Genomic DNA, 15,651 nt, shown 5'->3' on the forward strand with positions numbered 1-15,651 from the left:
AACGGGTATGCTTTATACCTATAAATACCTGGATTGCATTGAGGGTTCTTAAGTTTCTGTCCCTATAAAAGAAGTGAAATAAGTAAGGGTAGTGAAATGAGCGATAAGACTGAGCTAATAACAAATGCAGATGCAGCTTCCGTTTCTAGTGTTTCATAACGGGTAGCAATCATAGCGGCCACAGCCGAGCCGGGAAAAGCGACAAGCAGTACGGCTTTGGTTACATCTTCATGGGATAGTCCTATTAGAACAGCAATACCGAGCATAACAATAGGCATCACGATGGCTTTCAGCACAGCGATGCTAAGTGCTTTTGGACTGAACGTAATCTTTTTGATACCAATGGTTACCCCGATGGCAAATAGGGCTGTACCAGCAGTAATATTGCCGATTTGATCAAACATGGATTGCAAAAGTTTCGGAGCGTGGAATCCACATAGAGTCAATACGACACCAAACAAGGGTACGCAGGCAAGCGGCTCGCTGAGTCCATGAAGGACTGATTTCATAGTGACTTTAAATAAGTTGCCTTTAGTGCCGTCGGATTCTGTTGTTTTGCGCTGACCGACCGTTCCCAAAATACTTGCAAGCGGATCAAGAATGGCATTAACGACGATCCCAGTAATCGCAATCGGGATGGCGACTGCCGCACTTCCGAACAAGCTGCCCAGAACCGGAATTCCCATGAATGCAAAAGAAGGCTGTGTCGAATTCAACGCGAACATGGAGGATTCAGTCAGGCCTTTTTTGGCAATTAAGCGATAAACAATGAGCAATACAATATAAAAGCCGATTACACCAAGTAGCAAAGCCACAAGAAAGGGCCACTTTTGAATCAACGTCTCTCTGGGTGTCGTCGTGATACCAATAAACAAGTGTGCAGGTAGAGCAAACTTCGTCACGAGTGTATTTAATCCCTTAGAAGAAGCAGGGTTAAAAGCCTTAAACAATCCTGCGAAATAACCAATTAAAATGACAAAGAAAATAGGAATTAAGATAATAAAAATATGACCTGTAGCCATGATGTCGCCTCCAATGAAGATGTCCGCCAAAAATGGCGGACATCAGTTAAATAATCACTTTGCATATGCAAGTACAAATTTGATGTTGTTCGCTATTTTTTAAACCAGGACCGCTTCCTGACCATATTGTTTGATGGGTTTATATTTGCAGTCCCACATCGCATCTCGAACCGCTTGTGCGATATCGTCCGGTTGATGACGCGCTACTCCATCCTGAACTGCTGCCTTAGCTACAGCCACGGCTACCGCTTCAGATACTTCTCGTAGCTCGTTGATTTTTGGCAGCAGGGAAGCACCAGGCTGCGACAAATCAACCATTTGAGCTACTGCATGGGCAGCTGCTGCAAACATGCTATCTGTTATAATTTTGGATTTTACCACGATTGCGCCGAGACCCAGACCCGGGAATACGAAAGCATTGTTGGATTGCCCAATTTCAAACTTAATATTGTTATAGATCACTGGCTCGAAAGGACTTCCTGTTGCAATGAGGGCTTTTCCTTCGGTCCAGTGGATCAAATCTTGCGGAGTTGCTTCTGCCAGTGGAGTCGGGTTGGACATAGGCATAATAATAGGACGTTCTGTATGCTTGGCCATTTCTTTAACGATTTCCTCACTGAATGCCCCAGTAACACCGGAAGTACCGATCATAATCGTCGGTTTCACGCGGCGAATGACTTCAAGCAAAGGGATTTTGCCATCCTCAGCATGTTCCCAGTCACGGCATTCTGCAACATCACGCACATAAGGGACCTGGAATGGAAAAAGTCCTTCTGTTTCGTTGGTGAGCAGGCCGCGGTAATCATAAGCCCAGAAGTTACGTCTTGCTTCTGCTTCTGACAGTCCTTCCAGCATCATGGCAGCGCTAATTTGGTCTGCATTGCCGATTCCGGCAGCTCCTGGACCAAAGACTAGCACCCGATGCTTGCTCAGTGGGATTCCGGACAATTGAACACCAGACATCACACCTGCGAGCGTAACCGCTCCAGTACCTTGAATATCGTCATTAAAAGTCAGAATACTATTTCCGTATTTATTGATAATGTTCCGTGCGTTGACATTGCCCAGATCTTCCCAGTGCAGCAGGGCATTCGGGAAAAAGGAAAGTGCAGCTTGAACATAAGTGTCAATAAATTGGTCATATTGTTCTCCACGTACACGTTTATGGCGATTCCCCATGTATAAAGGATCTTCCAATAGCTTCTCGTTGTTTGTACCTGCATCAAGAACAACTGCCAGCACCCGGCTAGGATCTATACCAGCAGCAGCTGTATACACAGCAAGCTTACCAATAGAGATATTAATACCTCCGACTCCCCAGTCCCCGATTCCCAAAATACTCTCGGAATCTGTGGCTACGATCAGGTCGATATCATCAGGGTCTAGGTTCAAATTCTTAAAAGCCTCTCCAATACCCGCAAGATTATCGATAGATAAATACATACCACCAGGCTTGTGATATTCATGACTGTATTCCTGTATAGCCTGGCCTACTGTTGGTGTATAAACAATCGGGAGCATTTCGCTTAGGTGCTCAGAGAGCAAACGATAATAAAGGACGGTATTCCGATTAAAAAGATCATTTAACGCAACATTTTTACGCAAATTATCCGGTTGGCTCTGAAATTGCTCGTAAACCCGCTGAACCTGCTCCTCAATAGTTAATATCGTAGGAGGAAGGAGACCATCAAGTCCAAGCTGTTTCCGTTCTTCCAGAGTAAAAGCCACTCCTTTATTCAGCAGGGGGTTGGCAAGTAGATCTTTTCCGGTTAATTTGGTTTCGATAGATCCGTCTTCCGTAAAATGAAAAGCACGCATTTCAATTCCTTCTTTCTAAAAAATTACATTTAGTTAATCCTTGAACAATTCGTGAACAAGTATACGCCTTATTTTAAACCAAGTGAAGAAGTATGTTGTGTGAAAAATGGTTATATAAGTGTTTACATAAGAAAAATTATGAAAATGAAAGCGATTTTCAATGTTTTTCGAATGAAAATTTCATTTAATTTTCATAATATTTTCGGAAAATATTGATTCAATGTGATAATTATCATAGTTTTTATAGGTGTGATTCGACTGAGTGGGCATGAAAAATAGCTTAACTTCATTTTATATAAACGAAGTTAAGCTATTTTTTTGACTATAGGGATGGTTGAGGGACAATTCAATGCTTCGCAGCTCTATGTTTAATGAACATCAGGCATTTAATTCTCCGATGCGCTTGACGGCTTCATCAGTAACTGTAGCAGAGCGTCGCATCCAGCTGTTACGCCATTTCAATTGCATGATGATGACGAGGGTAAAGGCACAGAACGTGATCAGGCTCAGACAGATGAAGCCTGGCATATAGGAACCTGTTGATTTGTATAGATGACCCAGTATAAGGGGAAGAAAGTACCCGCCTATGCCACCAGCAGCGCCGACGATACCGGTCATGAGCCCGATTTCGTTGCCGAACCGCTGCGGAACGAGCTGGAATACGGAGCCGTTGCCAGCGCCAAGGCACATCATGCCTACGAACAGCAGCACGACTACCACGGCAAGTGGCGGTAAAAACGCAATGCCGGCGAGCATAATCCCGGCTCCTGCATACAAGTACATTAACATGCGTGAACCACCAATCCGGTCGGACAAAAAGCCACCTACAGGACGAAAGAAGCTTCCGGCAATCACACAAATGGTCGCAAAATCGGCGGCATGTACCGCGGAGAGGCCATATTGGGTATTAAAGAAAATAGTCAAATAATTAGAAAGGCCAACGAATCCGCCAAACGTCACGCAGTAAAAGGCACAGAATACCCAGGCATCCCTCTGTTTGAGCACCGAAGCATATTGCGACAGACTTTTTGGTGCTGGGCGGTGAGGGCTATTGCGGGCAAAAATACTGAACAGAACGAAGACGGTTAAGATGGGGAGGATGGCCAATCCGAAAACGGCTTCCCAACTGCCAAAATGTTGAGCAATGCGGTTGGCGAACAATGTCGCAAGGACGGTACCGCTATTCCCGGCACCGGCAATTCCCATAGCCAAGCCTTGATGCTCTTTGGGGTACCATTGACTGGCCAACGGCAGCGCAGCTGCAAATGATGCTCCGGCTACGCCCAGGAGCAGGGCAACAACGTACATGTGCTCTAGCGAATCAACCCACAGCCAGCCGAGCAAGAGAGGGATTATCGTGACAAGCATACCAATCTGTCCCGTGAGCTTCGGACCGATATAATCAGACATGAATCCGAGCACGAGCCGCAGCAGGGAACCACCAAGTATGGGTAGGGCGACAAGATTGGCTTTTTGTACAGGGTCCATTGGATAATCATTAGCAATTACAACGGCCAATGGTCCGATCATTCCCCATATCATAAAACTGATATCAAAATACAGAAAGGAGCCAAATAGGGTGGGCTTGTGTCCGCTTTTCCAGAAACTTTTTTTGTTCATTCTCCATCTCTCCTGTTCTAATTGTTGTTCTTTGTCTGAAAAATGTAATTTGAACATGAAAAAGCCGCAAATCGCCCCTACATGGTATCTAGGAAACGGTTTGCGGCCTCATTGCCGTGGTTGACACACCTCATTGTGAGTCGACTTGGTATGATCACGTTGGAGTGATTTTAATCAAATTATAAAAAAGGATCTGTTTTATGTCAATATACATAACACAAAATCGTAAAAAAATTAAATATCAGGTAAAAATATAACTTTCATGTATTGAATATTGACATGACATTCACAATTCAGTAATCTTAGGTACATATCGGCACAACGATGTGCCGACATTAATGGCAACGGCGCCCTTTTCCATTGAATGGAGAAGGGCTTTTTCTGTCATTTTATTCGGAGAATGGGGCTGGTTTAATATGATGAAAAAACTGGTCGTCGTCGGTAACGGTATGGCAGGCATCAAATGTGTGGAGGAAATACTTGATCTGGAGCCAGAGCGGTTCCAAATCACGATATTTGGTGCAGAGCCCCGTCCCGGGTACAACCGAGTGCTCCTGTCCAAAATGCTTCAGGAGGAGAGCTCATTTAAGCACATCGTTACCCATGACTGGGACTGGTATGAAGAGAACGGGGTAAAGTTGTACGCGGGTGAACGCGTCTGTCGTATTGATGTTGCAGCCGGGATGGTGGAAACGGAATCCGGCATCAAAGAACCTTATGACATGCTCATATTGGCAACGGGCTCATTGCCTTTCATGCCGCCCATTCCCGGAGCTCGAAAACAGGGGGTAATCGCTTTTCGTGATGTGAATGATTGTGAAACCATGGAAAGATATGCCAAAGCATACCGTAAGGCCATAGTTATCGGAGGGGGGCTGTTAGGACTTGAAGCCGCTCAAGGCCTGTTGAATCTAGGGATGGAAACTGAGGTTGTTCATAATGCGCAGTATCTTATGAACCGTCAGCTTGATCGGACGGCGGCTATGCTTCTGCAGCGAAAGCTGGAACAACAGGGCATGAGGTTTCATTTGGCGAAGGAAACGGTCAACATCATAGGCCGAAACAGGGCGCAAGGATTGATGTTTTCGGACGGGAACAGGTTGGAAACGGATTTGGTTGTGCTGGCGGTTGGTATCCGACCGAATATCGAATTAGCTCAGGACAGCGGTCTGACCGTAAACCGTGCCATTGTCGTGGATGATTATATGCGCACGAGTATTCCCGGTATTTATGCCGTCGGCGAATGTGCTGAGCATCGCGGGATTTCATACGGGCTAGTGGCGCCACTATATGAGCAGGGCAAAGTGCTGGCAAAAGTTATTTGTGGGCGTGAAGCGGCTCCCTATGAAGGGACGGTTCCGTATGCGCAGCTCAAGGTAGCGGGAATTCATCTATTTTCCGTAGGAGACATTCGCGAAGAGGGAAACGAGACAGCAGTCATGGAATATAACGGGATGCTGGAGGTTTACAAAAAAGTAATGATGCACGGCGGTGCTGTCACTGGCGCCATTTTGTTCGGAGATACATCTGAAAGTACCTCGCTACTCGGAATGGTACGGCGCAGCGCGCCCGCTACAGAGCTTACATCCCGGGATAACAGCGTGAGCAGAGCAGAGGATGCGGCAGCCGCACTCCCGGAAGAGGAAACGGTATGTGCGTGCAATAGCGTGAGTAAGGGGGCTATTTTGCGAGCGATTGCCACGGATAAGCTGAAGACGGTGGAAGAAGTGAAAAGCCGGACCAAAGCATCCGGTTCCTGTGGGGGCTGTCGGCCGCTGGTGGCTGCACTGGTCAAAAATAGTTTGTCCCGATCGACAGCTTCCGGACCTGTAGTTACTCCCACCGCCCAAGAAGTTTTCCCTGTATGTGGATGTACGCATTACGATCATGATTCGCTTAAAACAGCTATGGTGGACACAGCATGTCAGACTCCAGATGAAGTAGTGTCCCGTCTCGGTTGGACCAGACAGCAGGGGTGTGAATTATGTCGTCCGGCTGTACTTTATTACTTGGAATCTCTCGGGTTGCGCGACAGATCTGCGACAAATTCATTAAGTTCTGGTGTTACGGTTCAGGTCACACCGCAGTGTGGAGGAGAAGCTCCCTCTGCGGGCCTGCGCTTTACGAACCTAAATGCCGAGAATCAGGCTTTTGTTAAGTCGGACCTGATGGATCAGACTTTTGTAGAAGTAGCCTGGCTAAGAGAGCGGTTGGCAACTTTATGGGGAAGTCTTGCATTGCCCTCGTTGGTTACAGTTTCTGTTTGTCCTGGATCGGAGTATCCCGGAGGTGTACTTGTCCACGATATTGGAATATCCCGATCTCCAGCAGGCTGGGAGGTTTATGCCGGTGGTCATGCAGAGCATCCGGTTCGCCAGGGGCAGCTGCTTGGATTGGAGGAGGACCCGACAGAAGCGGTCTTGCTGGCTGCAGTTTGCTTGCGAATATACCGACATAGTGCCCGGTACGGGGAGAAAATGTGGGAGTGGATTGAAAGGACTGGCGTTATGGCGCTACGGGAAAGTGTGCTTGATGCTGCTCTTCGAAGTGAACTGGCGGGCAGCCTACGGACCACAATGCTGACAGGATGACGGGTTGAGTTGGAGTTGTGGGATATATCTAGCGTGTGCAGACAATAAAATTACGAAAAATGGCGAAGGGGAGGTGACTTTGATGTGTCAGTCAGGAGAAAGCAAACCGGAAGCTGGGCTACATGTATCGTCAGTAATGGATACGCAGTGCCCGTTTTGCAGCGTGCAATGTAAGATGACCGTTAGCACGGGTACAGAGACACTCGCGGGTATCATCCGTACAGTGTATAACGCGGAAGGCAAGCCTAATGCAGCCTCGCAGGGTAGGCTGTGCATCAAGGGAATGAATGCGCATCAGCATGCGACTCATGCGGAAAGGCTGGTACAGCCTCTCATACGCAAAGAGGGCAAACTTGTTCCCGTCAAGTGGGAGGAGGCATTGGATACTATAGCTAGCAGTTTCTCTACGCTACTGTCCACACAGGGTGCCGATGCAATCGGAATTTACGGTGGAGGTTCACTCTCCAATGAAACGGCCTATTTACTCGGTAAATTTGCAAGAGTGGCTGTAGGTACGCGATATATCGATTATAACGGGCGCTTCTGCATGTCGGCAGCGGCATCCGCTGGTAGTAAAGTGTTTGGCGTTGATCGCGGACTGACCTGCAGACTGGCTGATATTCCATTAGCTCGTTGTATTGTACTCGCAGGTACAAATATCGCTGAATGCCAGCCGACGTTAATGCCTTATTTTCACGAGGCGAAGGAAAACGGCGCGTTTGTCATCGTGATTGACCCGCGCGCGACACCAACGGCGGCGGCCGCCGATTTGCACCTGCAAATCAAGCCGGGTACGGATGCAGTGTTGGTCAATGCCATGCTAAAGGTCATCGTGGATGAAGGATTTGCGAATGAAGAGTTTATCCGCAAGCGGACCAACGGCTATGACCAGCTGTTGATTCATTTGAAGGGTGTGGATCTGAACGAATCGGCTGCGTTGTGCGGAATTGAGGTAGAAATGATCCGGCAGGCAGCACGTGCCTTTGGCAGTGTGGAGACTGGCATCGTTTTTACGGCCAGAGGTGTCGAACAGCAGACAGATGGACATATGGCGGTGCGTGCATTTCTTAATCTGGTGCTGGCCACTGGCAAGATTGGAAGGGAAGGATGCGGTTATGGAGCTATCACAGGTCAGGGAAACGGGCAAGGGGGGCGAGAGCACGGCCAAAAGGCTGACCAGCTTCCTGGTTACAGATCAATTGAGAATGAAGAGGATCGAGCCTATGTGGCGTCCGTGTGGGGAGTAAAACCAAGCAGTTTGCCGGGAAAAGGGGTGTCCGCATATGAAATGATGGAGCTTATTCATCAGCGAGAAATCCAAGCTCTGTTCGTGATGGGCTCTAATCCTGTTGTATCTAATCCGAATGTCCGGCTGGTGGAGGAAGCCCTCAAAAAGCTGAATCTGCTGGTTGTGGCGGATATGTTTCTCACTGAAACCGCGCGGATGGCCGACGTTGTTTTGCCTGTGACGTCTTATTTGGAGAATACAGGGACGATGACCAATCTGGAGGGCCGCGTTCTGCTACGGGAAGCGGCGAGGCCCGCACCGGGCGAGGCTAGAGATGACTGGAACATTTTGTGTCAGTTAGCTGCAAAGCTAAACAAGGGAAGCTATTTCTCGTACGAGGATGCTGAGCATATCTTTGAAGAACTGCGGCTTGCCAGTCGGGGCGGTCCTGCCGATTATTATGGGATCACATATGACAGGCTGCGTCGTGAAGAAGGAGTATATTGGCCATGCCCGTCTACGGACAGAGCCGGTATGGATACGATGTTTCGGGAAACCTTTGCCCATTCCGATCAAAAGGCTGTTTTTACGGTGGTTGAAAGCTGTGGAGCAGGAGAGGGGATATCAGAGGAGTATCCGCTTATTTTGACGAACGGCCGTGTACTGGCTCATTATTTGACCGGTGCACAAACGCGCAGAAGTCCGTCGCTGGCCGCGCGAGAGATTGAAAATTATGTGGAAATTCATCCGCGGACAGCGCGACGCTGGCATATCAGGGACGGGGAGTGGGTAGAAATAGCATCACAGCGCGGCAGCTTCACTGTCCGCAGCCGGATCAAACCACATATCCGCGAAGACACGCTCTTCGTGCCCATGCATTGGGGTGGGATACAAAATGTAAATCGGGCGACCCGACCCGATCTTGATCCGTTCTGCCGGATGCCTGGCTTCAAAACGGCAGCTGTACGTATTCGTCCCCTTCATCTGGCTGCAGTTGCAACAAGTGCAGATAATGGGGGATGGTCTGAGTTCTAGAGCAGGACTGAGTAAGTGACTTCTTCTTTGCATAAAAGACCAGCCCTCATTGTATGAATGAGGGCTGGCCTTTTTGGGTTGGACAGTTATTGGCCTGCAATCACAGACTGCGTGAGGCCGATATTATAATTGCAATCGGGTTTCGGATATGTTTGCTCCCGTTTTTATTTCTGTTCTGAGCATAGCTTCCCGCCATTGTTTATACAAATTCCAGGCGTCCCCGTTTTCTAGCAGCGGTTTGCAGGTATACAAACCTTCCTCTATGGAGTCGACTCGTCCTGCAACGAACAGTCGGACCGCACTGTTGAGTAACACTTGATTCGAAAAGGCTATAGAAGCTGTACCTTGTAGCACTTCCTCCGTAATGCGCAGTTGTTCAGCGGGGGTCCAGTTATGCTCTGGTACCACCGAATCCAGCCCGTACATTTCTGGATCAATAACCTGTAGTGACACCTCGCCGTTAGCAAGCAGGTAAGTCCGGGTCGGTCGATCGATGAACAGGTCCTCCGATCCTTCGCTCCCCTGGACGATCAGAGCCCTGCGGTAATTGAGATTTTGCATGAGTTTCGCCGTCTTCTCGAACACAGTATTGTGGAAAACGCCGAATACAATATAGGGGGAAGAACCGTAATCAACCAGTTTCTCGGCAGTATTCAGCACCGTGCGAAGCCCCAGCTCTTCGCGAATGGACCGCAGATCTCGCAGGGGCGCGCACCATTGTTCGGAGGCTATGAATAGTACACCAGTCAGCTTCGCGGCATGAATGGCGGTTTCGCGTGTCATGTTCCTGGACGTAACCCCCATTTCCTGCAGTAAAAGCGGTAGCGTAACCCCCCATTTGGGAGGGAGAGGTGCGCTGCCATGCATCGTTACAGGTATTCCGCATGAGGCGAGTACGAAGGCTGTTGCGAAGGTGGTGATAAACGATGACTTCCTGCCATCGTACGGACCGGCAAAATCAATACCTTCCTGCATCGGGAAGCGATGGGTATATTTACGGCAGACGTTTACGAATGCTTCCAGCTCGGCAACGCTCTCCATTTTAATGCGCTCCGCGGCAAAGAAAGCTCCGATTTGAGCAGGGGTTGCCGACTGGGTCATAATAAGTTCGGCAGCAGCTTCGGCTTCGGCATAATTCAGATCTCGGGCGCCTCTTTTGCCACGACCCACTTCTTTTAATATTTCAACGATATTCATGTTCAGGCCCCTTTCAGATTTATGCTTTTAGCATTTGCTGTGCTTTGACGATGGAGATGGCCACATCAACGATACGTTTGCGTTCGTTCATTGCTTTTTTGCGTAGCACATCGTATGCTTCCGCTTCCGGGATGCCGTTTACTTCCCCCAGTATTCCTTTGGCCATATCAATCCATTTGCGTTCTTCCAGTCGAGCGGTCAGTTGCTTGCGTTCACTTTGCCAATGCTGGCGTTCAAAAAAGCGTTTGGCACTAAAATGAAGAGCCCAATTCAGTTCATGGGCTGCCATTGAAGGGGTTAGAATGCCATCGACAGTGACATCAGCTTCACAAGCCTCTGTCGATGATAGCGCTGATTCTGCGCTGCACCACCAGAGCAATGGGACCGCTTTGGCTTGCTCCAGCCTATCACTCCATATGCTGATAGTGCCGACAGGTATGTTTAGTACCGCCGCATCTGCATTAAGGATTAGCTGTTTGATTTCGGATTCATTGCGGCAGGGCAGAGTTAGGTATCCGTTGGACTCTAAAAGGTACTCAGGTCCTGCCTGCCATGAGGAAACGGCGTGTGTCTGCTCAGATACATGGTCAGAATGTAAGTGAATTACCAACAAGGAACGCAAGCGGGCTCCTCCTCTCTGTAACATGAAGGGTGGTTAGGGATGGGATGGTATTCATTGATAACAAATATGACATGGAATTTTATCTGTCAGCTTATTTTTTTAACCATCATCAAATTAAAACGGACTTTTAAACCATTTTGGCGTGTTTTGTTCTGAAAATCAATCCTAATTTTGTAGGAGAGTGATATTTTATACGTCATAGATATGTTACATGGTGATAAAATATAATTTTTTATAAGATATTGCGTAAGGAATGTTGACATATCATTTGAACCATTATATATTAGCTACAGTACTTTTTAATTCCATACTCTGATGGATACAACGGCGTATTCGATGAAACGGCAATGGAGCCTGTTTTCTCATGTGAGGGATATTTTGAATCCCCATATGTGAAGCAGGCTTTTTATGTTTTAAGGATACAAATGGAAGGGGAGTGACCTGATGAACGATATCCAAAAGTTAGTGTTGATCGGCAACGGAATGGCGGGAATACGCACTCTCGAACATTTGCTGAAGCTTGCACCAGGTAGCTATGAAATTACGGTATTCGGGGCCGAGCCCCATCCAAACTATAACCGGATCATGCTGTCCTCCGTTCTGGCGGGAGGGGCTGGTTTGCAGGATATTGTCATCAACGACTGGAGTTGGTATGAAGACAACAATATTCGATTGTATACCGATGATCCTGTCACCGCTATCGATACGGAAAAGCAGCAGGTGACGTCGCGCTCCGGCGTATGCATCTCTTATGATTTGTTGTTGTTGGCAACGGGTTCTAAAGCCTTTATTCTGCCGCTTCCAGGAGCCGACAAGGAAGGTGTTATCGGTTTTCGGGATATTCGTGACTGTGAAACGATGATGGAGACGGCAAAGACGCACAAAAAAGCAGCCGTCATCGGCGGCGGATTGCTTGGGCTAGAGGCAGCTAGGGGGCTGCTTAACTTGGGGATGGACGTCACCGTTATTCATATTAACGGATATATTATGGATCGGCAGCTGGATGAGGCTGCTTCCCTTATGCTACGGCGCGAGCTGGAGGAGCAGGGAATGACTTTTCTGGTCAATAAGCGGACGGCGGCTATTACGGGGCGTCGCCGCGTGGAAGGGTTGAAATTTGCCGATGGCAGCGAGCTGGAAGCAGATCTGATCGTTATGGCGGTAGGCATCAAACCAGACATTGAACTGGCGGTGTCGGCGGGAATCCCTGTAAACCGCGGCATCATCGTAAATGATTACATGGAAACGAATATCCCTGGAATCTACGCCGTTGGCGAATGCGCAGAACACCGGGGAATCACTTACGGGCTGGTTGCTCCATTATATGAGCAAGGTGGTGTACTGGCTCAGCGGCTCGCGGGAATGGAGATTCCCGGCTACAGTGGTTCTGTTACCTCGACAAGGTTGAAGGTATCGGGTGTCGACGTGTTTTCAGCAGGGGATTACAAGGATGAACCGGGAACACGTTCCCTGCGGTATCAGGATGATATTGGCGGCGTCTACAAAAAAATCGTGATCAAGGAAGAAAAACTGATCGGAGCTGTTCTGTTTGGGGATACGTCTGACGGAGCCATGCTGTTTTCTTTGATCAAAAGTGGCGAGTCGGTGGTTGGCCGAGAGAAAGAGTTATTACTTGGCTTCAATCCCGGTCAACCTGAAGCTAGTGGCGCCATGATGCTAGAGCAGATGCCTGATGACGAAATTGTATGCGGATGTAATGGTGTATCCAAGGGTGACATTGGAGAGGCGGTTGCGGCTGGCTGCCGGAGTGTCGGGGAGATTAAGGCATGCACAAAGGCATCGGCATCATGTGGCGGCTGCAAGCCATTAGTGGAGGGACTCTTACAGCTATACGCAGGCGCAGAAGCCGGAGAAACGCTGAAAGAGGGAATTTGTAGTTGTACGACGCTTGACCGGGAAGCGATCATTGATGGCATTCGGGAGATGGGATTGAAGAGCGTCAAAGAAGTGATGAATGTGCTGGGCTGGAACGAACCGGAAGGTTGCACTAAATGTCGACCGGCCCTCAATTATTATCTAGGTATGCTATGGCCGCTGGATTATGAGGATGAGAAGGAATCCAGATTCACGAATGAACGGTACCATGCCAATATACAGAAAGATGGCACCTATTCTGTCGTGCCCCGCATTTATGGAGGAGTTACTTCACCTGCCGACTTGAAGAAAATTGCTGCTGTCGCAGAGAAATACAATGTGCCTCTGGTGAAATTTACGGGGGGCCAACGCCTTGACCTGCTTGGTGTGAAGAAGGAGGATTTGCCGGGGATCTGGGCTGAGTTGGATATGCCGTCTGGATATGCCTATGGAAAGACGCTGCGAACGGTTAAGACGTGCGTAGGTAACACCTTTTGTCGCTTTGGCACTCAGGATGCTATGGGTATGGGCATCCGGTTGGAAAAGGCATTTGAACGTCTGAATGCGCCATCCAAAGTCAAACTGGCTGTATCTGGTTGCCCGCGTAACTGCGCTGAAGCGACGATCAAGGATTTGGGCGTCGTTGCTATTGACGGTGGATGGGGGATCTACGTTGGAGGTAACGGCGGTATTAAGGTTCGGGCAGCTGAACTGCTTTGTACCGTTAAAACTGAGGATGAAGTGATGGAATGGACCGGTGCCTATCTGCAGTATTATCGCGAGCAGGCCAATTGGAACGAACGCACAGCCCATTGGGTGGAACGGGTCGGAGTTGAATCCATCAAACAGGCACTCGCGAATGCAGAGACGAGGAAGCAACTGGTGACCAGAATTGAGGAGACGTTAAGCACGACGACTGATCCGTGGCACGAAATTATTCACAACGAAGAGCTGCGCAAAAATTTTGTGCAACTGCCGGAACTTAAGCCAGTAATGGAATAGGGGGCTGACAAAATGGAGACTAATACGACAACCAACAGAATCAGAATAGCTGATCTGAACGAAATTGACCGACGTGGAGCAAGGACAGTTCGCATTCATAATACAGAGATAGCTGTATTCCGTCTGAGCGATGGCAGCGTGCATGCGCTTGAGAATCGTTGTCCGCACAAAGGGGGACGGTTATCTGAAGGAATGATATGTGGCTCAGCGATCCATTGTCCGCTCCATGACTGGAAAGTTGACCTTTCCACTGGCCAGGTGCAAGAGCCGGATACTGGATGTGTGACTGCTTACCCCACGGAGATTGACAGTGAGAGCGGGGAGGTTTATATCGTAATCTAAGAGTTCTATGCGTATTGTGCTGGAGGTTCTGCTTTTTTTCTTCTATATAATAGAAGGATCAAGGTGAAAGGCTTTGTTGAAGAAGTAGGCATCATTTTGATTGAAAAATAGGTTATTGACTAAATTTTGGTCAATAACCTATTTTCTTTTCACAGGATAACTGGATTTATCTCGAGACAAACAAAAAAGCCTTGAGTATCAAGGCTTTTGACGAATAGGACGGATGGGGATCGAACCCATGACCCTTACCCTGTCAAGATAATGCTCTCCCGCTGAGCTACCGTCCTGCGGTTACTAGATAATATCATGTATTAACCATATATGTAAAGTGGAAAAATAGAAGTCAGCCTGTACTTCATGAGCATTTATATATATAATTCGAATTTAGTGAGTTTGCAATCTGGAATTAATGATAGGGGGAACAGATGATGGCCGCAGAAATTATAAGTGTAACAACAGAGGAGCAGCTACAGGAGGCAATATCGATCCGTACCAAAGTGTTTGTCGAAGAGCAAAAAGTGCCTCTCGATTTAGAAGTTGATCATTATGACAAGCTGGGAGATACGGCCCATCATTTGCTAATTTGTGAACATGGTGAAATGGTGGCCACTGGTCGGTTGACATACTATGAGGAAGATACAGCTAAAATGCAACGTATTGCCGTCCTCAAGGAGCATCGTGCCGCAGGCTATGGGCGTGTATTACTGCTAGCACTGGAGGAACGTGCACGTGAATTGGGGCTAAGATACTCGCTACTAGATGCCCAATGTCAAGCCGAGAAGTTTTACGAAAAGCTCGGTTATGAGACGATCTCCGATGAACCTTTTGACGATGCGGGAATACCGCATGTACGTATGCGTAAAAAGTTGTAGTCGACAGCGTAAGTGCATACAAATCTGTACAATGTGCATGCTAGTAAAAGTTCCTCCACTATACTATGGATAAGGAGCGATACAGCATGGCTAATACAGAACGGGAGCAAATTATAGCAGTACGTAAAAACGGGGATGGCGACCTTACATCTTTTCAGACATCTACCGGTCGGATTTTAGATTATAGCCAAGCATTGAATGAGATTGAGGCAGGCTCAATTGCAGGCGTTAACGTGTTCAAGGCCAAGGATGGAAGCAAACGAATTCGGGGAGATGCCGATGGAGATCCTTCTAATAACCTGGATCAACTGCCATTGTTCTGACCTTAACTCGCAACATTAGAATGCAAGTTCATCATTATATTCAAGAACAGCAAGCCGCCTGGCTATCCTTTGTAGGAAAGTCAGGCGGCTTTTGTTAATTATTC

11 protein-coding genes and 1 tRNA gene are annotated in these 15,651 nt (G+C 48.0%); 6 read left to right on the plus strand and 6 right to left on the minus strand.

Translation table 11 applies throughout. The features are described from left to right. Window positions 1-62: 62 nt before the first annotated feature. The 3 genes from WA407_RS21865 to WA407_RS21875 form a co-directional block, all read right to left on the minus strand. A complete protein-coding gene (locus WA407_RS21865; protein WP_025718424.1) occupies window positions 63-1,022 on the minus strand; it encodes an AEC family transporter in 960 nt (319 codons plus the stop codon). Between the two features lie 99 nt (window positions 1,023-1,121). Further along, window positions 1,122-2,840 carry an NAD-dependent malic enzyme gene (locus WA407_RS21870; protein ID WP_023989354.1) on the minus strand — a complete coding sequence of 573 codons (1,719 nt, stop codon included), beginning with the start codon at window positions 2,838-2,840 and terminating at the stop codon, window positions 1,122-1,124. 378 nt (window positions 2,841-3,218) lie between these two features. Then, complete coding sequence (locus WA407_RS21875; protein WP_235309484.1) at window positions 3,219-4,460, minus strand: nitrate/nitrite transporter; 1,242 nt, start codon at window positions 4,458-4,460, stop codon at window positions 3,219-3,221. A gap of 416 nt (window positions 4,461-4,876) precedes the next feature. Here WA407_RS21875 and nirB (WA407_RS21880) point away from each other — a divergent pair, with 416 nt between their 5' ends. Both nirB (WA407_RS21880) and nasC read left to right on the plus strand, forming a co-directional pair. Further along, a complete protein-coding gene (gene nirB, locus WA407_RS21880) occupies window positions 4,877-7,051 on the plus strand; it encodes a nitrite reductase large subunit NirB (RefSeq protein WP_336078373.1) in 2,175 nt (724 codons plus the stop codon). Window positions 7,052-7,133: 82 nt separating this feature from the next. Continuing rightward, window positions 7,134-9,314 (plus strand): assimilatory nitrate reductase catalytic subunit NasC, encoded by a 2,181-nt coding sequence (gene nasC, locus WA407_RS21885; protein WP_336078360.1) that lies wholly within the window; start codon window positions 7,134-7,136, stop codon window positions 9,312-9,314. Between the two features lie 123 nt (window positions 9,315-9,437). On the opposite strand, the gene WA407_RS21890 is transcribed toward nasC, so the two are convergent. Together WA407_RS21890 and WA407_RS21895 are read right to left on the minus strand one after the other, a co-directional pair. Further along, window positions 9,438-10,511, minus strand: a complete 1,074-nt coding sequence (locus WA407_RS21890; RefSeq protein ID WP_254329789.1) for an anthranilate phosphoribosyltransferase — start codon at window positions 10,509-10,511, stop codon at window positions 9,438-9,440. 19 nt (window positions 10,512-10,530) lie between these two features. Beyond that, entirely contained in the window at window positions 10,531-11,133 is a 603-nt protein-coding gene (locus tag WA407_RS21895) for an ANTAR domain-containing response regulator (protein WP_061828979.1), read from the minus strand. Window positions 11,134-11,577: 444 nt separating this feature from the next. Between WA407_RS21895 and nirB (WA407_RS21900) the strand changes: the two genes are divergently transcribed. Together nirB (WA407_RS21900) and nirD are read left to right on the plus strand one after the other, a co-directional pair. Then, window positions 11,578-14,010, plus strand: coding sequence for a nitrite reductase large subunit NirB (gene nirB / locus WA407_RS21900; RefSeq protein WP_254329788.1), 2,433 nt, complete (start codon window positions 11,578-11,580; stop codon window positions 14,008-14,010). 12 nt (window positions 14,011-14,022) lie between these two features. Further along, window positions 14,023-14,352, plus strand: a complete 330-nt coding sequence (gene nirD, locus WA407_RS21905; RefSeq protein ID WP_061828981.1) for a nitrite reductase small subunit NirD — start codon at window positions 14,023-14,025, stop codon at window positions 14,350-14,352. 215 nt (window positions 14,353-14,567) lie between these two features. Here the strand turns inward: nirD and WA407_RS21910 are convergent. Then, window positions 14,568-14,639: transfer RNA gene (locus WA407_RS21910), tRNA-Val, on the minus strand. A 141-nt stretch (window positions 14,640-14,780) separates the two neighbouring features. Between WA407_RS21910 and WA407_RS21915 the strand changes: the two genes are divergently transcribed. Next, window positions 14,781-15,224, plus strand: a complete 444-nt coding sequence (locus WA407_RS21915) for a GNAT family N-acetyltransferase (RefSeq protein WP_069289898.1) — start codon at window positions 14,781-14,783, stop codon at window positions 15,222-15,224. 86 nt (window positions 15,225-15,310) lie between these two features. Next, complete coding sequence (locus tag WA407_RS21920) at window positions 15,311-15,547, plus strand: DUF3892 domain-containing protein (protein WP_336078361.1); 237 nt, start codon at window positions 15,311-15,313, stop codon at window positions 15,545-15,547. The last annotated feature ends 104 nt before the right edge of the window (window positions 15,548-15,651 follow it).

Origin of the sequence: Paenibacillus sp. 203 (assembly GCF_037027525.1) — a bacterium.
GTDB lineage: Bacteria > Bacillota > Bacilli > Paenibacillales > Paenibacillaceae > Paenibacillus > Paenibacillus polymyxa_B.